A 19,839-nucleotide genomic window follows, 5' to 3' on the forward strand; every position below is an offset into this window, starting at 1 on the left:
ATTGCATAGGATCCATGCGTCTGAGGAATGCATTGACGCAAGACGGTGAGGGCCGCAGGAGATGGCCTCTGTCCTGTCTCTGTGATGTCCGGGCATTTGGTGGGTCGTTGTCCCGTCTCGCTGAGCTGGCCATCTGCTCTACGGCGGACCTGTGGTTATCCCCAGGAGGAAAACTGAAGGTGGCAGGCTGCCCGGGACCTGCCGCCCATCGGCAGCCTTGATCCATGCCTGTATTTCACAGTTCACTTCGATTGCATCCGTTACTGCTGTGCCTGCTGGCGCTGACGCTCGGGGTCGGCACGCTGACGGTCGCCGCCCGGCCGGCGCACGCGAACGCGATGACCACCACCGATCCGGTGCGCGAACTGGCGTCCGTCGCGGAGCCGCTGCGTTCCACGGAGGCCGGCGCCCCCGGCAGCGATCTGCGCCCGCTCGGCCGCATGATCGGCTCGGCGAAGATCGTCGGCCTGGGTGAGGCCACGCACAGCTCTCGGCAGTTCTTCACGATGAAGCACCGCGTCTTCCGGTACCTCGTCGAGGAGAAGGGCTTCACCACCTTCGCGCTGGAGGCGCCCTGGTCCACCGGCCTGGTCCTCAACGAGTACGTGTTGTACGGGAAGGGCGACCCGGAGCAGCTCATGCGGAAGGAGTTCCAGAGCTCGTACCGGATATGGAACACCCGCGAGTATCTCGATCTGCTGAGGTGGATGCGCGCCCACAACGTTCGCCACCCCCACCGCCCCGTGCAGTTCATGGGTGAGGACAACGGCTACGCGGGACCTGAGCTCTTCGACGCGGTCACGGACTATGTGTCCGCGCACCACCCGGAGCTGCTGCCGCAGTTCGGCCGCCTTTACCGCGAGCTCCGGCCGACGGGGAGCGTGGAGCAGACCGTCAACGAGAACATGGCCAGGCCCATCGCCGAGCGCGAGCGGACGGCCGCGGATGCGCGGCGCGCCTACCAGCTGCTTCAGGCGCAGGGGCCGGACGGGGACCGGCAGGCGTACGAGTGGATCCTCCAGCACGCCAGGGCCATATCCCAGACCGGCACCCTCTACGCGTACTACGACTTCTCCGACCCGGAGAAGATCGCTCGGGCCATGCTCTACCGCGACCAGATCATGGCGGAGAACACTGTGTGGTGGCAGCGGCACACCGGCCACCGCATGCTGTTGTCGGCCCACAACGGCCATGTCTCCTACGAGTCCGACAACCCTGAGCAGTATCCGAAGACCCAGGGGGAGTTCATACGCCAGACGGTCGGGGCCGAGTACGTGAACATCGGTTACACCTTCGGGCAGGGCTCGTTCAACGCGATGGATCTGACGGATCCGGAGGAGCCCTACCGTCGCTTCTCCGTGGAGCCGCTGGGCGCGGGCAGCAACGAGGAGGTGCTGGAGCGAGTCTCGCGCCGGGACTACTACGTCGATCTGCGGGCCGTGCCCGAGTCGGCGCGAGACTGGCTGATGGTGAAGCGGCTGACCCGCTCCATCGGGAACGCCTGGCCGGAGGACCCCTACCAAACCTCGCTCGGGCGCCACTTCGACGTGCTGATACACCTCCATCGCGTCACGGCCGCGGATCTGCTGTCAACGGCCCCATCTCCGCAAGCAAGCGAGGGCTAAGCAATCGTTGCCCACCAGCAAGCGGAGGCAAGTACGCCTTGACAGTTCCAAACTGTCAAGGCGTACTTGCCTCATGACTCTTCCGGACCTGGACGATCTCATAGCGGAAGTTGACCGCAGGTGCGACACCGCGCACCGCCCCGGCAGCCAAGAACAGCCCGACTGGCTCGCCCTGTTGACCGTTGCCGCCCAACTCGCAGGTCAGATGCAGGCGTTGGCGGACGACCTGGTCGAGGACTACGTCGAGCACTGCCGGATGCACGGCTCCTCATGGACCGACATCGGCGCTGCCCTGGGCGTGACCCGACAGGCCGTCCAGCAACGCTTCCACGCACCGCACAAGCGCTACAGCCCCGAGACGATGACCGACGACCTCCGCCAGGCGATGACGCACGTCAAGCAGGCGGCAGTCCATCACCGCAACAACTACATCGGCACCGAGCACCTGCTCTGGGGACTGACCGCGCAGGACAACAGCGCCACCCGGCTCCTGCAGGCCGCCGGTGTCTCACCGGAGACGGTCCACCAGTCCGTCGGCAACCGACTGAGCATGGGCGCCTCCCAAGCTGCCGAGCGCATCGCCTGGACGCCCTACTCCCGCAAGGCCATCGCCATCGCGGAGGCACGATCCGAGCAGAACGGTTCCGACCGCATCGACTGCGACGACCTGCTGATCGGCCTCGCCCAGGTCGGCCGCGGAGTCGCCGCCGACGTCCTGGCCGAGGCCGGTTTCGGTCCAGCCGCCCTCGACGCCACACCTGCGGACGCCTGAGTCCATCGCGACCCCGACGCCCGGACTGCGAGAGAACGGCGCCTTGCCCGGACTTGAGTGAGACACATCGACGAGTCCCGTCTCATGGAGGTCCGGGTACCGCAGGTCAGCGGGGCATGATGCCCAGACTTGTCCGAGACAGGACAGCCTTGGAGGAGGGAGGAACGTGTTCGAGATCGACGCGCTGCGGCTGCTCGTCACCGTGGCCGAGACCGGATCGTTCACGAAAGCGGCGGCCCGGCTCAACTACACGCAGTCCGCGGTGTCCCGGCGGATCGCCACGCTGGAACAGCAGGCGGGCGGGCCGCTGTTGGAACGGCTCCCTCGCGGCGTACGGCTGAATCCCGCGGGCCGTACCCTGCACCGGCACGCGATGGACGTGCTCGACCGGCTGTCGCGGGCGGAGCGGGAACTGACCGTGCTGCACGCGGGCCACGGGGGGTTGCTGCACATCGGCGCGTTCGCCACCGCCAACATCTCGCTGGTGCCCACCGCTCTGCGGACACTCCAGGACGCCAGGCCGGATGTCGAGGTCGTCGCGGTCGAGGGCCCGACCGACACGCTGATGGCGCGCCTCGCGGACGGGGTGCTGGACCTCGCCATCGTCAGCGACTACCCGTCCGGTCTGCCGTCGGCCGACGGTGTCACGACGACCGCGTTGTGCGAGGACGAGTTGTTCGTCGCTCTCCCACGGGGGCACCGCCTGGCCGGAGCCGGGACGATCGACCTGCGTGAACTACGCGATGAAGCCTGGCTCCAGAACACCTACGGTGACCGCCCCACGATGCTCGCCGACGCCTTCGCCAGGGCGGCCTTCACCCCCAGGAAGATCATCCGGATCGCGGAGTGGTCCGGAAAGTTCGGCTACGTGGCCGCCGGGCTGGGGGTGGCGCTGGTCCCCTCGCTGGCCGCCCGGGCGGTCCCCGACGAACTCGTCCTGCGCAGCCTCACCGACCCGGCCCTGCGCCGGACCGTCCATGTGGCGCTGCCTGCCGTTCCGCTACCGGCGGCACTGAAACTGCGGGATCTGCTGCGCGACGCCGTGGCCTGAGCCGTTCTGCGCAGCGACCAGCACAGCGGGATAACCTGCGCCGACAACACTCGGCCCCCGGTTTTCAACAGCCGGTTGCCGCTTCTCACGCGCGTCGTCGGGCCGCAGCCACAGAGGAGGGGGCGTGCGTGGCCAGGGCCGCGTCGGCGGCCTGCGGGTGCCGAGTGACCGGGCCGAAGGAGATCAGGCCGCTTTCGGCGACGGACTCCGCTTCGGCGGCGGCCAGTTCGTCGCGGTCGCGGCGCAGGACCGGCAGGTGCCCCACGGACGCGGCGGCCCGGGCGAGGACGCACCACAGTGCCTCCTGGAGGAGGTCGTGCGGTGGGCGGGGGACGTCGGTCAGCGCCCGGCGGGCCAGCTCGGCGGCGCCTGAGGCGGCCAGGAGCAGCGGGTCGAGCCAGGGCCGGTACGGGCCCGAGTCCAGGTGCGCGAAGTCGCCGGGTCTGGCAGGGCGTTGCCCCGCATGACCGGGACGAGTGCGACCAGAGGACGGCGGCGCCTCGGGTGAGGCCGGGCATGCCGCAGTCGGCGGTCTTTGCCAGGACCCGGGTGTACCGCGCGGCGCCGTGTTTCTCACAGGTGCGCAGGGCCCGGTACCAGGCGGTGGAACGCCTTCACCCTGATCCGCACCCCAGCCGGGCTTGCGTACGGGCACCGGGACGTCCTTGATCTGAAGTGCGTCCAGGCCGCCGGGCCGGCTGACGACGACGGCCCGCATCGTCGCCGGTGCGGTACCGCCGGCTGCTGTCGATTGGCTCATACCGAGTACCTACTGCGTGTTGTCCCCCTGCGCTCTTCCGCATCGCCCGCCGCCCGTCAGGGGCGGTCGATGCCTTCCCACAGGTCGAGGACCTGCTGGTAGTGGGCGGTGCCCTCGACGGGAGAGTTGCCGACGGTTTCCGCAGTGGGCCGGTCCGTGACGGCGGGCCACAGGCGGGCGTGCTCGCCGGTGGCGAAGTCGAGCACGATGTCGCGGATACGGGCGTCACGCTCGGCCTGCTCCGCGCTGCGGCCCGGCTTTTCCTGGCCGACCAGGGCGTACATCTCGGTGCCGTGCACGGCGGGTGCGCCCGCGGCGGGCCCGATCAACAGGAGATGGGCGTTGCCGCCGGCGGCGGCGTGGGCCAGGGCGCCGCGGGCGGCGGGGATCGCGAAGAGGTAGTCCGCCATGACCGCGGCGCGGACCTCGGCCGGGGTACGGGCGCCCGCATCGTAGAAGGCGACGATCCTCTGCGCGCGAGAGCGGGAGATACGCCACCCCGCGACCTCGTCGACGACGCGTTCGACGGTGCCCGGGTCGAAGCGGTCGAGGTCGTTCGCCACCCACCAGCCCATGTCGTCACTTGCCATGCTCAGCAGAATGTCGACGTCGCGGTGCTCGCCCGAGGAGAGGACGTCCATGGGGTGGGCGTGCACCACCGCGCCGGGCTGCCCGATGTCCAGGACGACTCCGGTGGCCTTGTTGTCCACCCCGCCGCGGACTCCGAGGTCCGTCGGGATGACCTTGCGCAGGGCGTCCCGCAGGGTGAGCGGGTCGAGGTCGAGCAGCTTCTCCGGGTTGTCCGCGACACCGAGTTCGGTGACGAACAGGTGCGCGAGTTCCTCGGCCCACCAGGCCGGGACGCTGCGAGCGGGGCCGCCGGAGAACCCGGCCAGCCGCCGGTACAGGCCGTCGGCGGAGGAGGCGCCGAGCAGCCCGAGGGAGGAGTAGGCGCCGCCGCTGTGGCCGTAGACGGTGACGTTGTCGGGGTCGCCGCCGAAGTGGGCGATGTTCCGCTGGATCCAGGTGAGCGCGGCGATGATGTCCTGGAGGAAGAGGTTGCTGGCCTCGGCGAGCTTCCCGCCGTACTGCGAGAGCGAGAGCGGGCCCAGGGCGCCGAGCCGGTAGTTGATGGACACGCCCACCACGCGCCCCGTCGCGGCGAGACCGGAGGCGTTCGAGGTGATCTGTGTGTTCGCGCCGTACTCGAATCCGCCGCCGTGGATGTACACGGTCACGGGGAGCGTCTTGCCAGCCGGCTGCTTGGGGGCCCACACGTTCAGGTTCAGGCAGTCCTCGCCCATCCCGCTGTCCGCTTCGAGCCAGTCGCCGGTGTCGGGTTGGATGGAGACGACGCCCTTGCGGTCGTAGGGGAGGCTGGGGTCGAAGTCCGCGACCACGGGGCGGCGGTACCGCTCGGCGGTGGCGTACGGGATCCCCCACCAGGACCGCACTCCGGGTGCGGTCGGGGCCTTGGGAGCGGAGGCGGTCATGGCATGTCCTTCCAGCGCAATTCGGATGCTTCGCGCGGTGAGTCAGCGGCTGGTCGCTCGCGGTGACGTCTCCCATCGTTTCCCGGGATCCGGCAAAACGCCTGGCGGGCAGCGGTCACCTGCTGGTCAGCAGGTGACACTTCAATGCCTGTCCTCCACTCGTGGCCCAGGCAGCTGAGGGAAGATCCGGGTGGCCTGGGATCTGCCATCGGCGGGCCCGGAGGAGCCTGCGCCACTGGACCGCTCTGCGTGCCCGCCGACAACGCGGCTGACGCGGACACGTGGGTAGGGCTCGGAACCCCGGCGACGACCCGTCAGTGCTCATCCCCCGCGTCCCGCGCGCCATCTGCACGCACGGCGTCTTCCTACGGCACCCGCACCCTCCTGTATAGGCGGGTCAGTGACCACCTATGAACCGCGGGTACGGCGCCTGGCCGCGGGCGGCGGGTCACCACTGGGTGATGAGAGGGGTGTCCGGTCCGTGCTGTCGCCAGGCTTCGGTGAGGCGGGCGAGGCGGGTGGGGGCGGCGATGCCGCGCACCGTTGCGATCTTGCCGTCGGTGACGTCGAACGTCACGGTGCCTATGACCTGGTCGCCGAGCAGGAAGAGGATGGCGGGGGCGCCGTTGAGGAGCGCGTAGTGGACGGCGGGCGTGCCACCGGCGAGTCGTCGTTTCGCGGGTGTGGGCTTGAAACCGGCTCGTGCGATGGCGGCGATGCGCTCCGGAGTGTCGTACTGCAGCAGCGTCTTGGCCAGGCCGGCGCCGTTGGAGTCGGTGATCGCGATCGCGTCGTCGGTGAGTAGTGCCACCAGCCGTTCGATACGGCCCGAGGTGGCAGCGGCGAGGAATTCTTCGACGATGCCGCGGGCGGATGCCGGGTCGACTTCACCGCGGCGGCGGCGTGCGGCGGTGACGCGGTGCCGGGCCCGGTGGAGGTGCTGCTGGCTTGCGGACTCGGTGATGTCGAGGATCTCGGCGATCTCGGTGTGGCTGTAGGAGAACGCTTCGCGCAGGAGGTAGACGGCCCGCTCGAGGGGTGACAGGCGCTCCATGAGGGTCAGCATGGCCAGGGAGACCGATTCGCGCTGCTCGAATGTGTCGGCCGGGCCGAGCATCGGGTCGCCGTCGAGGAGCGGTTCGGGCAGCCATGCGCCGGCGGCGCGTTCGCGGCGGGTCTGTGCCGAGCGGAGCCGGTCGAGGCACAGGTTGGTGACGACCTTGGTCAGCCATGCCTCCGGCACCTTGATCTGCTGCCGGTCGGCGGCCTGCCAGTGCAGGAACGCGTCCTGTACGGCGTCTTCGGCGTCGGTGGCGGAGCCCAGCAGCCGGTACGCCAGCGAGGCAAGCCGGTTCCGGCTGGCCTCGAACCGGTTGGTGTCGAAGCGATCAGTGGCGGTGCTGTCCACGCGGACCACCCTAGGCGGCCACGCGACCGTCTTTTTCGGGATACGCGATCGCTTTCCCGGCTGACGCTTCCGGTACGGCGGCCAGGTGGTGTTTGCGCTTGGGCAGGCCGAAGGTCGGGTGCGAGGTGGTCCACAGCGACATCTGGAGAATGCCCGCTTTGATGCGCGCGGCCTTCCGGCCGCCCACATAGTTCGGCTTGGCTTGGGCTTCGTCGTCGACCATCTGCAGTATCGCGTCCCGCCGCCCGAGGCTGATGTGGTTGCCCAGGTACTGCAGCTTGGTGTGCGGGATCTTGCGGCCGGTCAGGCGTCCCACGATCGCGGCCGTGGCCTGCATCCCGGTGCAGCCGGCCGAGGCGCAGGACATCGGCAGGGGTCGGCCGTTGTCGCCGATGGCGTAGGCGCTGTCGCCGGCGGCATAGACGTTCGGGTGCGAGACCGACCGCATGGTGCGATCGACGACGATCCGGCCGGCCCCGGTGACCTCCAGCCCGCCGGCGGCGGCGATGGAGCTGACGGCGAACCCGGCCGTCCACACGGTTGCATCGGATGCCAGGGCGGTGCCGTCTGCGCACAACACCCGCGCCGCTTGCACGGATTGGGCCTCGGCGTGCTCCAGAACGGTGATACCCAGCCGGTCGCAGGCCTGACGCAGGTGGCAGCGTGCTCCGGCGGAGAGCTGAGGGCCCAGCTCTCCGCGGGCGATGAGCGTCACCGACAGGCTGGGCCGGGATTCGGCGATCTCGGTGGCGGTCTCGATGCCGGTCAACCCGTCGCCGACGACGAGCACACTCCCGCCTTCGTCCCGCCTTTCCAGACTGTCCAGGCGCTCGCGCAGGCGCAGCGCGGAGGGCCGGCCGGTGACGTCGAAGGCGTGTTCGGCCACGCCGGGGACGCCGTGGGTGGCGACGTGGCTGCCGAGCGCGTAGAGAAGCGTGTCGTAGCCGAGCTCGCCGCCGCCGTCGGAGTCGGCCACGGCGACGACCCGGCGCTCGGGGTCGACGGCGGTGACACGGGCCAGGCGCAGCCGGATCCCCGTGCCCGCGAGCACGTCGGTGAGCTGTGGGGCCTCGATCGCCCGGCCGGCCGCGAGCTGGTGCAGCCGCAGCCGCTGGACGAAGTCCGGCTCGGCGTTGACCACGGTGATCTCGGTGTCCTGCGGGGACAGTCGGCGGGCCAGGGTCCCGGCCACGTAGGCCCCGGCATAGCCGGCACCGAGGACGACGATGCGGTGCTTCATGTGTCGCTCCTGTCTGTTCGCGCTCTCGGTGACTTGAGCGGAACAGCGCCCTGATTCCTGACAAGAACTGCATGTGGCATGGGTCACAGAACGGAAGGGCTTCACGGCCCGGTTTGGTGTCGTTGTTCTCAAGTTGACGGGCGGGGGCGACGTCCCTATCTACGATGGCGGCCTGGCCGCTGCATGGAGCGGCGTACCGACGCCGGCCCGTTGCGAGGCCGGCTAGGAGGACGGTGACTCATGGCGTACGACAGGGAGCTCGCAGACCGCATTCGTGAAGCCCTTGCGGGAGTGACGCAGGTGCGCGAGGTGCGCATGTTCGGCGGGCTCAGCTTCATGGTCAACGGCAAGATCGCCGCTACCGCGAACGCCGGCGGTCAGCTCATGGTCCGCTGCGATCCGGACAGAATCGAGGCCTTGCTCGAGCGCGAAGGTGCCAGCTGGCCGGAGATGCGTGGCCACAAGATGAGCAAGGGCTGGATCGTCGTCGACGAGGACGGCACTGCATCGGACCAGGCATTCAACTTCTGGCTGAACGAAGCGCTGGACTACAACACGAAGGTAAGCGCCGGCGGCTGACACGGCCCTGCGTGGCCTTTGCCGCCGCCACGCGGAATGCTGGCTGGAGGACCAGACCCGGATACGGCGAGAGCCCTTCTTCCGCCTGGAGGATGCCCTCGCCTCGAGCGACTTCTACAAGTCCGCCAGCTGCTGGCGCGTGTCGACGCGACCGCGGGCCGCGACCGCACCGCCATGGAGATCACCCTTGTCGACGTGGCGGCCGGGTACCTCGCCGAACGACAGCAGGCCTACGCAGAACAGCTGCAAGCGGAGCGGCCGCCAGGCTGGCCGAACCAGGAGCTCTCGCACCAGCCTTGTGTATCGCCGTGGGGACCTCGGTGCCCCGCAGCGCTGCAGCGTCGCCACCGGCGTCCGCACCTGGTCGGCTCCCCGCCGGCCCCGGGCGTCCGATGCACCCGTTCGACGACCGAGCCACGCAAACCCGCCCGGGCCCCACAGGTGGAACACGAAGCGATCCGCGCCCGGCGCCGACTCCAGGAAACCGACCAACGGCAGCGGCACTACGCCACCCGCCCCGGGCGTCAAAAGCACCATCGCCCAAGGGGTGGGCCGCTGCGGCCTGCACAGAAGCCGCTGCATCGGCCTGAACAAGACGCGCCTTCAAAGCGTGCTCACCGCTGCCGCTCTCAACCTCGTCCGAACCGACGCCTGACTGTCCGTCACCCCACCCGCCAGCTCCAGCACTTCCCGCTTCAGCCGCCCGAGCCCCGCATGGACACCGCCGATTTCGCCAACGGAGTCCCCCGCGGGACATGACCGTGCTCTCGGACATAGACGGTGATCCGCGCCCCGTTGACGTGGGTTGTTCGGTACTCGCGGAAGTTGCGCCGCAAGGTGCTTGTTTTCGCTTCCTCCCGCGGGCTGGCCGGCGAGTGCGCAGCCGTCGCGCGGACCGCGACGATCCGGTCGAATTCCAGTATGCGTGCCGCTATCTCCTGGGCGGGAAGCTCGACACCGGCCAGGGTGTTCGACGAGGCGGCGTCCTGTGCCAGGGCGAGATCTGTCAGGAAACGGGTGTCCTCGGGATTGGCCGCGGCCAAGATCCGGTGCTGGCCGGTGAGGTAGAGCACCCCGTCGCCGGGACGGCCTTCCTCGCGTACGGCGGCGCCGATGGCTGTGGCGTCATTGCTTCGGCTCTGGGGCGTCCTCAGCGACAGGCTCGGCGGGACGAGCGCGGCCAGTACGGCAATCGCCGCGATCCACGCGATGCGGGAAGACCGCCGCCGCCGGTGGAAGTGATCCATCCAGGCGCCCAGCAGTAGGGCGATTCCGATATTGCTGTAGAGCACATACCGGTCGACGAAAAGGGGCTTGACCAGTGAGGCCGTCAGCAGCATAAGCCCTGGAAGCACAAGAATCGGCAGAGCCAGTGCGGAAAGCCGCACGGGCCCTCTCACTCCCAGAGGTGCTCGGGCACACACCATGCCCACGACCGCCACGACCAGGAGATAGCGAAGCCGCACGGGTCCGCCGATCCAGGACACCTGCCCCGACTGCCCCGCACTGCAGATCGCCAGCGGCAACAGCCCGGCCACGACGCCCGCAGCAGCCACGCTCCACGCTCTCAGCACCGGTCGCGGAACACGTGAGACGACCAGGGTGACGCCGTGTGCGACCAGGGCGAGGACCGCGAACTCATGGAGCAGACAGGCCAGCAGCATGGTGGAGCCGTAGACCGCCCACCGCCACCTGGCGCGATGCGGGACACTGACCACGAGCGCATAGGTGGCCCAGGTGATCAAGGCACAGACCATGGCGTACGAGCGGCCTTCCTGCGCGTACTTCTGTACCTGGGGAAGCAGCGGGAACACCAGCCCGGCCAGCAGCCCGGCGCGGGGCCCCGCCAGGCGTAGCCCCAGAAGCCCGACTCCGCTCGCCGCCACGGACATCGCCAGTACGGACGGCAGCCGCAACGTGAGCAGCCCTGGGCCGAAGAGATCGAAGAGCTCGTGCATCACGGCGTAGTAGAGGGCGTGGACCAGGTCAATATGCTGGGCGGTGTGCCATATCTGTGAAAGATCGCGGTGCGCGAGCTGATAGGTGACGGACTCGTCTCCCCACATGGTGTTCTGTCTGCGGATGCCCCAGAGCCCCAGAGCGATGGTCAGCGACAAGGGCGCGATGACGACAACGGCTTTGTCCGGGTTCGGTCTTGGTCGACGGGCGGGTAGGGGAGGAGAGACCGTCCTGGCCAGGGCGGGCGCGCGTTCATCAACGGGCATCGGCGACAGGGCCTTTCAGCAGTGGCGAAGATATTCCGCCACCGTGCCCGGACCTTGTTGACCGGTTGCTGATCCAACCTGACCGGCCGATCAGGAAGGTGGCTCGGCGCTGTGCGAGGCTGCACCGCATGCGCATTCTGGTGGTCGAAGACGAGGTCGACCTTGCCCACACCCTGCACACCGGTCTGACCGCCGAGGGCTACAGTGTCGACCTCGCCCATGACGGCCGACAGGGTCTGTGGATGGCCCGGACGGGCGAATACGCCCTTGTCGTACTGGACTTGATGCTGCCCGGACTCAACGGCTACAAGGTCTGCGCCCAACTGCGCCGGGAGGGCAACGCGACTCCCATCCTGGTACTCACCGCCAAGGACGGGGACTGGGATCAGGCAGAGGCCCTGGACACCGGGGCCGATGACTACCTGGCCAAGCCCTTCTCCTACATGGTGCTCGTCGCACGGCTGCGGGCCCTGGTCCGACGAGCCGCCACGGTCGCCCCGCCGGTCCTTGCCGTGGGCGATCTCTCGTTGGATGTCGCCGGCCGGGTCTGCCGCCGGGCCGGGGTCCGGGTGGACCTCACGCCCCGGGAGTTCGCCGTGCTGGAGTTGCTGGCCCGCCGGGCGGGCCAGGCGGTCTCCAAAACGGATCTGCTCTATCACGCGTGGCCCGACGAAGCCTGGGATCCCAACCTGGTGGAGGCGCGCGTCAGTGCGCTGCGCAAGAAGGTGGACGCCGCGTTCGACCGGCAGTCCCTGCAGACCGTACGGGGTACCGGTTACCGGCTGGTGGACGACCGTGAACGCGACTGAGCCGCGACGCCGGTGGTGGCCGCGTTCGGTACGCGTCCGCACGGCCCTGGCCGCCGCCTTGGCCGCCGCCGTCGTCCTGGCCGGCATTGGCTGGTGGGTGCACCAGGAGGTCTACCGCGAGAGCATGACCATCGCCGAAGAACGTGCCGAGCGGACTCTCGCCGCTCTCGTCGATCAGCTGAGGGGCGGTTCGGTTCCCGGTCCCCGAAGCGCCGCGCCGTACGAGGTCGTCGCGACCGGCCGGCCCACCGCTGTCGCCTCCGGCGGAGCCATGCAGGACTTCGATCCCCGCGCCCGCCATGTGCTGCCCGCCCCACCCGCGCGCTCTGCCCCGACTCCGGACGGCGACGGCTGGGGATACACGATGCGGCCCCTTCGCATACCGGAGCGTCGCGACTACCACCCCGAGTACGGATACGACTTGGCGGGCAAGACCTACCTGGTCTTGTACAACGACATCTGGGCCGGTGAACTGGGCAAGGACCGGGCCGCCGCCCTGGGCGTCTCCGCCGGCGCCACGCTGCGGGTCTATGTGGTGGTGCTTCCGGACACAGCCGAGGAGATCGTCAGCACCACCGACGACCTGCTGCTGCGGGCCGGTCTCGTCGGCCTTGTGCTGATCGCCGCCATCGCCTACGTCACCGTGCGCATCGCGCTGCGGCCGGTCGAAGCCATCCGCGTCCTCACCGCCTCGGTCACCGCGAGCGACCCCCGCGAACGCGTCACCGTCCCCGCCACCACGGGACGCGAGATCACGGCCCTGGCCACCACCATCAACAGCACCCTCCAACGCCTCGACGACGCCGCCGCGCAGCAACGCCGCTTCGTCGCGGACGCCGCCCACGAACTACGCAGCCCCCTCACCACACTGCTGGCCAGCCTGGAAGTCGCGCTCGCCTACCCGGAACGCACCGACTGGCCTGCCGCGGCCACCACCGCCGCACGACAGACCCGCCGCCTCCAAGCCCTCGCCGAGGACCTGCTGCTCCTCGCCCGCCTCGACACCCGCACCCCTGCGACCAGCCCCGAAACCGTCGACCTGACAGCCCTCGCCTCCCGGCTGACCGAGCAATACCCCCTCACCGAAAGGCCGTTGACCCTCGCCTGCGACAGCACCACCCCCGCGCACGCACACGGAATCCCCGACGAATACGAACGGCTGGTGCGCAACCTCATCGACAACGCCGCCCGCCACGCCGCACACCGCATCCAGATCACCGTCCGAAACCAGGACGCCTGGGTCGTCCTCACGGTGCACGACGACGGACCGGGCGTGCCCGCCGAGGACGCCGAGCGCATCTTCGAACGCTTCGTCCGGCTCGACGACGCCCGCTCTCGCGACCAGGGCGGCACCGGTCTGGGTCTCGCCATCGCCCGCGACCTGGCCCACCGCCACCGAGGCACCCTCACCCTCACCCCCCGGACCCTCGGAGCATGCTTCCAGCTACGCCTTCCTCGAGCGCCCACCCCGGGCGAGAAGTGACGCACTTCGCCGCAGCCGACCTTCGCCACCGGAAGACCCCAACTCCGGGCTGCTGCGGTCGACTTGAAGCGGCGGTGTGAACCGAGCGAGCCGAGCGGTTGGTGGCCTTGGTGGTTGTAACGGCCCTTGTGACAGCGGTGACAGGACTGCGACAACAAGGCCCACAACTGTCAGGGGGCCTGCCTGGTCTCACTCTGCGTGGACGGCAACGACCGGCCGTCCCGCCACACCAACAGGGGGAACACCATGAAGTCGATCCGTCGCAAGGCAGCCACCGCCGGCGCTCTCGCCGTCCTGTCCCTGGGTGGCACGCTCGCCGCGACCGCCCCGGCTTCGGCCGCCACTGCCGGCGCCTACAACGGGGCGTGCGGCAGCGGGTACGAGGTCTTCACCTCGACCCCGATCAACTCCTCGCGGACCACCGTGGCCGCCACCACCTACGTGGCCTACAGCTCCGCCGACCAGCAGTGGTGCGCCGTCACGGTGCGCAACAAGCCCGGCGCCCGCGTGTTCATGGAGGTCACCCTGGACACCTGGCCGACCAGCAGCACCCCGGCGACGGACGCCGGCTCCTACACGACCTTCGCCGGCCCGGTGTACAAGGACCTGCCCAAGCCGGGCCTGTGCATGACCTGGAGCGGTTCGATCGACATCTACTACAACTCCGACAAGGGCCTGTGCCCCTGACCTTTGCATCTCAGCGCGAACCCCAGTTCCTGTGATCCGCATGTCTTTTACCGGGAGGGACCATGGCCGAAGGCCACAGCGACCAGGGCACGAACAATACGGAAGCCTCTGACAATGTCGTGGATGAGCGGACCGCAGTTGAACTGGTGTACCGGCCCCAGTCCGCCGACACCCTGGTCGCCCTGCGGGTCCGTGAGCGGATCAAGCGAGCCGGGCCACTACTGCGGGGTGCAGTCCTCTTCCTGTTGGTTGGACAATGGCTGCTCGTCACTGTCGCCCGCGGCAGTGTCGAGATGTTCCCGACGGTGCTGCTCCTGTTGGGCGTCTTGCTGCTGTGGGGTTACCCGCGGCTTCAAGCCGCACATGTGCAGCGGCTCGTCGGATGGCAGGGCGAGTACCGCGCCACCGTGTCTGCGGCCGGGATCACCTGCCGTACCGAGCACAGCACACTGATCCAGAAATGGTCCGTTTTCCAGGGCTACCGGGAAACTGCAGGTCACTTTGTCCTGCTCAGTCGGGATCCCAACATCCTGTGCCTCGACGTCTTGCCCAAGCGGGGCGCGCGTGAGGCTGGGGACCTTGAGCGGCTGCGGGCGATCCTGGACCAGTACACCCCTCGCGCGTGACAGCCAGTACGAGCCTTGCGCGGGGTGGGCGGCGGAGTGTTGCGGACGACCCGCGCACGGCGGCGACCGCAGCGGCCGGATGGTGCCCGCCGCGCGGGACTGTCAGTGCTGCGGGTGGGGTCATGATGGTCTCGTACTCGACAGGGCCAATCTGGTCAGGTGTGTCTGCCCGACGGTGGTAGGCACGTTCGATCCACACGAACTTTAGGGACCGGAACACGAACTTTAGGGACCGGAATTGCGAGCCGCGAGGCGGGACTTCCTACGCGAGTCGATGGAGTAGCCCACGGTCCGGCCCGAGAGCACGTCCGCACGCAGGCGGCGGTTAGGGTGGACGCCGTGGAGCTCCTGCACCTGCGCTACTTCGTCGCCGTCGCCCAAGAACTCAACTACTCCACCGCTGCCCGCACACTGCACATGGCGGTCTCGCCGTTGAGTCGGCGGATCAAGGACCTGGAGCGGGCGCTCGGACACCGGCTGTTCGACCGCGATACCCACCATGTGGCGCTCACCCCGGCCGGAAGCGCGCTGCTGCCGGTCGCGCTCGGTGTCCTGGAGCAGGTTGAGTCCATCCGTTGGCGGCTGGACGAGGCGACCCGGCCCGGGCGGGCGACCGTGCTGCTCGGTGTGCCCAGCGGTATCCATCCGGACCTGCGGGAGCGGATCGACGCTCTCACCGAACGGGTCCGCGACCGGTTCGAGGTCAAGCGCTGGCCCGGTGCCAGCGACCTGCTGGTCGACGCGGTGCGCGACGGCCGCCTTGCCCTCACCCTGGCCCGGCTGCCGGTCAGCGACCCCGCCCTGGAGCAGTTGCCGGTGATGTCGGAGCGGCTCGGCGCGGTCGTGCCCGCGGACCGGTTCGCCGGGCGCGCCGCGATCGCGCCGGCGGAGCTGACCGACCTGCCCTACGCGGCTCCTCCCGCGGCCATGGCCAACGTCTTCTTCCGCCGGCTGGACCGGCAGCTGTCCGACCTCGGCGTCAAGAAACGCATCGAACTGAGTGCCACTGCCTATGAGGGAGTTTCGGAAATAGTTTCCGGTGGATTTGCGTTCACCGTTTCCATGTTGAATTCCAAAAGTCCCATGTGGAATTACGCTCTGGATAACGTGGCCGTCGTCCCCTTCTGTGATTTCGATCCCCGGCTCGTCACCGGACTCCTCTGGCGCAAGGACCGCACCGACGGCGGTGACCTGGAGGAACTCGTGGCCCCGGCCCGTGAGATCTTCGCTGAGCCGCTGAGTCGTTAAGTGTCCGACGGTGTGACCGCTGCGGTCACACCGCTTTTCGCATCATGATCATTCCGTTCTCCGCGCCCCCTTGCTAATTTAGTTTCTAGATACACGCAGATGGATGTATCTGGTCGGGCAAGAGAAAGGGAGAACGATGACGGACTTTGAGGGAACTGTCGCAGGACCGCTGAACGGCGTACGCGTGATCGACCTCTCGACCGTGGTGATGGGCCCCTACGCGGCCCAGATCCTCGGTGACCTGGGCGCCGACGTGATCAAGATCGAGTCGCCGGCCGACACCGTCCGCGTCGGCCACTACCGCACCACACCGGGCATGACCCCGCTGAACCTCAACGTCAACCGCAACAAGCGCAGCGTCCAGCTCAACCTCAAGGACGACACCGAGCGGGAGCAGGCGCTGGGGCTGATCGACACCGCGGACGTGCTGATCACCAACATGCGGCCCGGAGCACTGCACCGCCTGGGCCTGTCCTACGACGACATCGCCGACCGCAACCCCGGGCTCGTCTACGCGCACGCCCAGGGCTTCCGCGGCGACTCCGACCGTGCGGGCAACGCCGCCTACGACGAGACCGTGCAGGCCGCCTCCGGACTGGTCGACATCGCCGACCGCGCGCTGGGCGAGCCCGTCTACCTGCCGACCATCATCGGCGACAAGGTCTCCTCGCTGACCATCGCCTACAGCGTGCTCGCCGCCCTGCTGCACCGCGACCGCACCGGGCAGGGCCAGCTCGTCGAGATCCCCATGACGGACACGCTGATCGCGTTCAACCTGGTCGAGCACCTGGCGGGTCACACCCACGTGCCCGAGACCGGCCCCACCGGGTTCGCGCTGTCGATGCTCAAGGGCCACAAGGCGGTGCGCACCAAGGACGGCCTGGCCTGTGTCATGCCGTACAACCCCCACAACTACCGGGACTTCTTCACCGCCGCCGGACGCCCGGACCTCGCCGAGGACCCGCGGGTGAACGGCGAGGCCATCGACAGCACCGACCACGAGGACGTGGCCGCGCTCCTGGAGACCTGCGCCCCGGCCCTGACCACCGACGAATGGGCGGAGGTGTGCGCCAAGCACAGCATTCCGATGGCCCCGGTGCTCGAACTCGACCGCGCCCACGAGGACCCCTACATCCGCGACGGCCACCTGCTCGACACCGCCGAGCACCCCACCGAGGGCACGGTCCGCACCATCGGCATCCCGCTGCGCTTCTCCGCCACGCCCGGCTCGATCCGCCGCCTGGCACCGGTCGCCGGCCAGGACACCGCGGAGGTCCTCGCCGAACTCGAAACCACGGCCCGCTGACCGGGACAGGAAGACAGGAGAAGCACGATGAGCACCCCCACCACTCCTACCGCCCCCGCACCCCCCGTCGTACGCACCGAACGGATCGGCTCCACCCTGCTGATCACCCTGGACCGCCCCAAGGCCCGCAACGCCGTGAACGCGGCGGTGGCCGCCGAACTGGCCGCGGCCCTCGACACGCTGGAGGCCGACCCCGCGCTGCGGGCCGGCGTCCTGACCGGCGCGGGCGGCACCTTCAGCGCCGGCATGGACCTCAAGGCCGCGCTGCGCGGTGAGTCGCCCGAGATCGAGGGCCGCGGCTTCGGCGGTCTGACCGAGGCGGAGCCCGGCAAGCCCCTGATCGCCGCCGTGGAGGGCTTCGCTCTGGGCGGCGGGTTCGAACTGGCCCTGGCCTGCGACCTGATCGTCGCCGCCGAGGACGCCCGGTTCGGCCTGCCCGAGGTCGGGCGCGGTCTGATCGCCGCGGGCGGCGGCGTGATCCGCCTGCCCCAGCGCGTCCCGCACCACCTGGCCATGGAGCTGCTGCTGACCGGCGAGCCCGTCGACGGCCGCCGCGCCGGCGACCTGGGCCTGGCCAACCGGGTCACCGGCCGGGGAGGGGCCGTGGACGAAGCCCTGCGGCTGGCCGAACGGGTCGCGGACAACGCCCCGCTCGCACTCGCGGCCGTCAAGCAGGTCGTCCGTGCCGCCGACGGCGCCCCGGACGCCGAGGCGTTCGCCTTCCAGCGCACGCTGATGAAGTCCCTGATGGCCTCACACGACGTACGCGAGGGCATGACCGCCTTCGCCGAGCGTCGCCCGCCGCGCTGGACGGGACGGTGAGCGCGATGAGGGAACAGGACGTCCGACGGCACGTCACGACCCCGCTCACCAGTCCGGCGTACGCGCCGACGGTCCCGAGGTTCACCGACCGCGAGTACCTCAACATCGTCTACCGCACCGACCCCGAGGCCCTGCGGGCCGTCGTCCCCGAACCCCTGCGGACCACCGAGCCGCTGGTCCGGTTCGAGGTCATGAGGATGGGCGACGTCACCGGGTACGGCCCCTACACCGAGGCCGGCCAGGCGATCGCCGTCGACTTCGAGGGCGAGCGCGGCGAGTACCTGCACGCGATGTACCTCGACAACTTCCCGGCCACCGCCTCCGGCCGCGAGGTCGCCGCCTACCCGAAGGTGATCGGCTCCCCGGCGCTGTACGTCGACTCCGGCGCCCTGGTCGGCACCCTCGACCACGGCACCCTGCGGGTCGCCACCGCGACCATGGGCTACAAGCACCACGAGCTGGACCGGAGCGAGGCCGAGGCACAGATCGGCGTACCCACGTTCATGCTCAAGACCGTCCCCGGCTACGACGGTTCGCCGCGCGTGCAGGAACTCGTCCGCACCCGCATCACCGACCTCACCGTCAAGGGCGCCTGGACCGGGCCCGCCCGGCTCCAGCTCTTCGAGCACGCCCTCGCCCCCCTGGCCGACCTCCCCGTGCTGGAGGTCGTCTCCGCCAGCCACATCCTCACCGACCTGACGCTGAACGGCGTCGAGCCGGTCCACGACTACCTGAAGGGGGTCACGTCATGACGCGTGCCTTCCGCACAGCCGCCGTCGTCGGCGCCGGAACCATCGGACTGTCCTGGACGGCCCTGTTCGCCGGGCACGGCCTGACCGTCCGGGTGAGCGACCCGCGCCCGGACCTGGACGAGGCCGTCACCGAGGCCCTGACCCGGTACGCCCCGCACCTGGCCGCCCGCGGCCTGGACGTGACCGGTCTCGCCGACCGCGTGCGGATCGCGGCCGACGTCACCGAAGCGGTCCGGGACGCCGACGTCGTCCAGGAGAACGGCCCGGAACGGGCCGAGTTCAAGCGGGAGCTGTTCGCCACGCTGGCCCGCGAGGCACCCGCCCACGCGCTACTGCTCAGCTCGTCCTCGGCGATCCCCTCGACCGCGTTCACGGCGCAGCTGCCCGACGAGGCCGCCGCCCGCGTCCTGATCGGTCACCCCTTCAACCCGCCGCACCTGCTCCCACTGGTGGAGGTCGTCCCGGGCGCACGGACCGGCGAGGACGCCGTGCGGGCCGCGGTCGACTTCTACACCTTCCTCGACCGCACCCCGGTCGTCGAACGCGTGGAGATCCCCGGCTTCGTCGGCAACCGTATCCAGAACGCCCTCAGCCGCGAGGCGGTCTCCCTCGTCCAGCAGGGCGTGGTGACACCGGAGGACCTCGACCGGGTCGTCACCGACTCGCTCGGACTGCGCTGGGCCACGGTCGGACCCTTCCTCGGCGCGCACCTGGGCGGCGGCCCCGGCGGCTACCGGCACCTCGTCGAGCACATCGGTGCCTCGATGCAACGCCTGACGGACGGCCCCGCACCGGACGCCGACGCGCAGGAACGGCTCATCAGCGCCGTGGAGAAGGCGTACGGCTCCGCCCCGTACGCGGAGCTCTCCGAGACACGCGACCGCAGGCAACTGGCGGTCCTGGACGCCTTGTCCAAGACCACCGGAACGACCGCCCCCAAGGAGGAGAACTGA

Annotated in this window: 18 protein-coding genes; 13 read left to right on the forward strand and 5 right to left on the reverse strand. The window is 69.6% G+C overall.

Annotation, left to right across the window (positions count from 1 at the left end):
* Window positions 1-224: 224 nt before the first annotated feature.
* The 3 genes from OG381_RS45460 to OG381_RS45470 all read left to right on the forward strand — a co-directional run bounded on the left by OG381_RS45460 (window position 225) and on the right by OG381_RS45470 (window position 3,448).
* Entirely contained in the window at window positions 225-1,625 is a 1,401-nt protein-coding gene (locus tag OG381_RS45460; RefSeq protein WP_327721856.1) for an erythromycin esterase family protein, read from the forward strand.
* Between the two features lie 73 nt (window positions 1,626-1,698).
* A complete protein-coding gene (locus OG381_RS45465) occupies window positions 1,699-2,397 on the forward strand; it encodes a Clp protease N-terminal domain-containing protein (protein WP_327721857.1) in 699 nt (232 codons plus the stop codon).
* A 166-nt stretch (window positions 2,398-2,563) separates the two neighbouring features.
* On the forward strand, window positions 2,564-3,448 hold the full coding sequence (locus tag OG381_RS45470; RefSeq protein WP_327721858.1) for a LysR family transcriptional regulator: 885 nt from the start codon (window positions 2,564-2,566) through the stop codon (window positions 3,446-3,448).
* A gap of 85 nt (window positions 3,449-3,533) precedes the next feature.
* Here the strand turns inward: OG381_RS45470 and OG381_RS45475 are convergent, their stop codons facing one another.
* The 4 genes from OG381_RS45475 to OG381_RS45490 form a co-directional block, all read right to left on the reverse strand.
* Complete coding sequence (locus OG381_RS45475; protein ID WP_327721859.1) at window positions 3,534-4,208, reverse strand: hypothetical protein; 675 nt, start codon at window positions 4,206-4,208, stop codon at window positions 3,534-3,536.
* Window positions 4,209-4,264: 56 nt separating this feature from the next.
* Window positions 4,265-5,701 carry a carboxylesterase family protein gene (locus OG381_RS45480; RefSeq protein WP_327721860.1) on the reverse strand — a complete coding sequence of 479 codons (1,437 nt, stop codon included), beginning with the start codon at window positions 5,699-5,701 and terminating at the stop codon, window positions 4,265-4,267.
* A 448-nt stretch (window positions 5,702-6,149) separates the two neighbouring features.
* Complete coding sequence (locus OG381_RS45485) at window positions 6,150-7,109, reverse strand: sigma-70 family RNA polymerase sigma factor (RefSeq protein WP_327721861.1); 960 nt, start codon at window positions 7,107-7,109, stop codon at window positions 6,150-6,152.
* A gap of 10 nt (window positions 7,110-7,119) precedes the next feature.
* Window positions 7,120-8,349, reverse strand: a complete 1,230-nt coding sequence (locus OG381_RS45490; RefSeq protein ID WP_327721862.1) for an NAD(P)/FAD-dependent oxidoreductase — start codon at window positions 8,347-8,349, stop codon at window positions 7,120-7,122.
* Between the two features lie 240 nt (window positions 8,350-8,589).
* Between OG381_RS45490 and OG381_RS45495 the strand changes: the two genes are divergently transcribed.
* Window positions 8,590-8,928 (forward strand): TfoX/Sxy family protein, encoded by a 339-nt coding sequence (locus tag OG381_RS45495; RefSeq protein WP_327721863.1) that lies wholly within the window; start codon window positions 8,590-8,592, stop codon window positions 8,926-8,928.
* Window positions 8,929-9,623: 695 nt separating this feature from the next.
* Here the strand turns inward: OG381_RS45495 and OG381_RS45500 are convergent.
* Window positions 9,624-11,153, reverse strand: a complete 1,530-nt coding sequence (locus OG381_RS45500; protein WP_327721864.1) for a glycosyltransferase family 39 protein — start codon at window positions 11,151-11,153, stop codon at window positions 9,624-9,626.
* Between the two features lie 128 nt (window positions 11,154-11,281).
* Between OG381_RS45500 and OG381_RS45505 the strand changes: the two genes are divergently transcribed.
* From OG381_RS45505 to OG381_RS45545, 9 genes are all read left to right on the forward strand, one after another.
* Window positions 11,282-11,962 carry a response regulator transcription factor gene (locus tag OG381_RS45505; RefSeq protein ID WP_327721865.1) on the forward strand — a complete coding sequence of 227 codons (681 nt, stop codon included), beginning with the start codon at window positions 11,282-11,284 and terminating at the stop codon, window positions 11,960-11,962.
* Window positions 11,949-13,445, forward strand: coding sequence for a sensor histidine kinase (locus OG381_RS45510; RefSeq protein WP_327721866.1), 1,497 nt, complete (start codon window positions 11,949-11,951; stop codon window positions 13,443-13,445). Before OG381_RS45505 ends, OG381_RS45510 begins: the two co-directional genes overlap by 14 nt.
* A gap of 246 nt (window positions 13,446-13,691) precedes the next feature.
* Complete coding sequence (locus tag OG381_RS45515) at window positions 13,692-14,132, forward strand: hypothetical protein (protein WP_327721867.1); 441 nt, start codon at window positions 13,692-13,694, stop codon at window positions 14,130-14,132.
* A 62-nt stretch (window positions 14,133-14,194) separates the two neighbouring features.
* On the forward strand, window positions 14,195-14,758 hold the full coding sequence (locus OG381_RS45520; protein ID WP_327721868.1) for a YcxB family protein: 564 nt from the start codon (window positions 14,195-14,197) through the stop codon (window positions 14,756-14,758).
* Window positions 14,759-15,097: 339 nt separating this feature from the next.
* Window positions 15,098-16,006, forward strand: coding sequence for a LysR family transcriptional regulator (locus OG381_RS45525; protein WP_327721869.1), 909 nt, complete (start codon window positions 15,098-15,100; stop codon window positions 16,004-16,006).
* A gap of 136 nt (window positions 16,007-16,142) precedes the next feature.
* A complete protein-coding gene (locus OG381_RS45530; protein ID WP_327721870.1) occupies window positions 16,143-17,312 on the forward strand; it encodes a CaiB/BaiF CoA transferase family protein in 1,170 nt (389 codons plus the stop codon).
* 27 nt (window positions 17,313-17,339) lie between these two features.
* Window positions 17,340-18,134: a crotonase/enoyl-CoA hydratase family protein gene (locus OG381_RS45535; RefSeq protein ID WP_327721871.1), complete on the forward strand. Its 795-nt coding sequence runs from the start codon at window positions 17,340-17,342 to the stop codon at window positions 18,132-18,134.
* Between the two features lie 5 nt (window positions 18,135-18,139).
* Window positions 18,140-18,886, forward strand: coding sequence for an acetoacetate decarboxylase (locus OG381_RS45540; RefSeq protein ID WP_327721872.1), 747 nt, complete (start codon window positions 18,140-18,142; stop codon window positions 18,884-18,886).
* Window positions 18,883-19,839, forward strand: coding sequence for a 3-hydroxyacyl-CoA dehydrogenase NAD-binding domain-containing protein (locus tag OG381_RS45545; RefSeq protein WP_327721873.1), 957 nt, complete (start codon window positions 18,883-18,885; stop codon window positions 19,837-19,839). The genes OG381_RS45540 and OG381_RS45545 overlap by 4 nt, the downstream gene beginning before the upstream one ends.

Source organism: Streptomyces sp. NBC_00490, from assembly GCF_036013645.1.
GTDB classification, from domain to species: Bacteria; Actinomycetota; Actinomycetes; order Streptomycetales; family Streptomycetaceae; genus Streptomyces; species Streptomyces canus_F.

What these genes read in the sequence shown, in the direction of transcription:
- OG381_RS45460 (WP_327721856.1), top strand. Translation starts at nt 225, where the DNA reads ATGCCTGTATTTCACAGTTCACTTCGATTGCATCCGTTACTGCTGTGC.
- OG381_RS45465 (WP_327721857.1), top strand. Translation starts at nt 1,699, where the DNA reads ATGACTCTTCCGGACCTGGACGATCTCATAGCGGAAGTTGACCGCAGG.
- OG381_RS45475 (WP_327721859.1), bottom strand. Translation starts at nt 4,208, where the DNA reads ATGAGCCAATCGACAGCAGCCGGCGGTACCGCACCGGCGACGATGCGG.
- OG381_RS45480 (WP_327721860.1), bottom strand. Translation starts at nt 5,701, where the DNA reads ATGACCGCCTCCGCTCCCAAGGCCCCGACCGCACCCGGAGTGCGGTCC.
- OG381_RS45490 (WP_327721862.1), bottom strand. Translation starts at nt 8,349, where the DNA reads ATGAAGCACCGCATCGTCGTCCTCGGTGCCGGCTATGCCGGGGCCTAC.
- OG381_RS45495 (WP_327721863.1), top strand. Translation starts at nt 8,590, where the DNA reads ATGGCGTACGACAGGGAGCTCGCAGACCGCATTCGTGAAGCCCTTGCG.
- OG381_RS45500 (WP_327721864.1), bottom strand. Translation starts at nt 11,153, where the DNA reads ATGCCCGTTGATGAACGCGCGCCCGCCCTGGCCAGGACGGTCTCTCCT.
- OG381_RS45505 (WP_327721865.1), top strand. Translation starts at nt 11,282, where the DNA reads ATGCGCATTCTGGTGGTCGAAGACGAGGTCGACCTTGCCCACACCCTG.
- OG381_RS45515 (WP_327721867.1), top strand. Translation starts at nt 13,692, where the DNA reads ATGAAGTCGATCCGTCGCAAGGCAGCCACCGCCGGCGCTCTCGCCGTC.
- OG381_RS45520 (WP_327721868.1), top strand. Translation starts at nt 14,195, where the DNA reads ATGGCCGAAGGCCACAGCGACCAGGGCACGAACAATACGGAAGCCTCT.
- OG381_RS45530 (WP_327721870.1), top strand. Translation starts at nt 16,143, where the DNA reads ATGACGGACTTTGAGGGAACTGTCGCAGGACCGCTGAACGGCGTACGC.
- OG381_RS45535 (WP_327721871.1), top strand. Translation starts at nt 17,340, where the DNA reads ATGAGCACCCCCACCACTCCTACCGCCCCCGCACCCCCCGTCGTACGC.
- OG381_RS45540 (WP_327721872.1), top strand. Translation starts at nt 18,140, where the DNA reads ATGAGGGAACAGGACGTCCGACGGCACGTCACGACCCCGCTCACCAGT.
- OG381_RS45545 (WP_327721873.1), top strand. Translation starts at nt 18,883, where the DNA reads ATGACGCGTGCCTTCCGCACAGCCGCCGTCGTCGGCGCCGGAACCATC.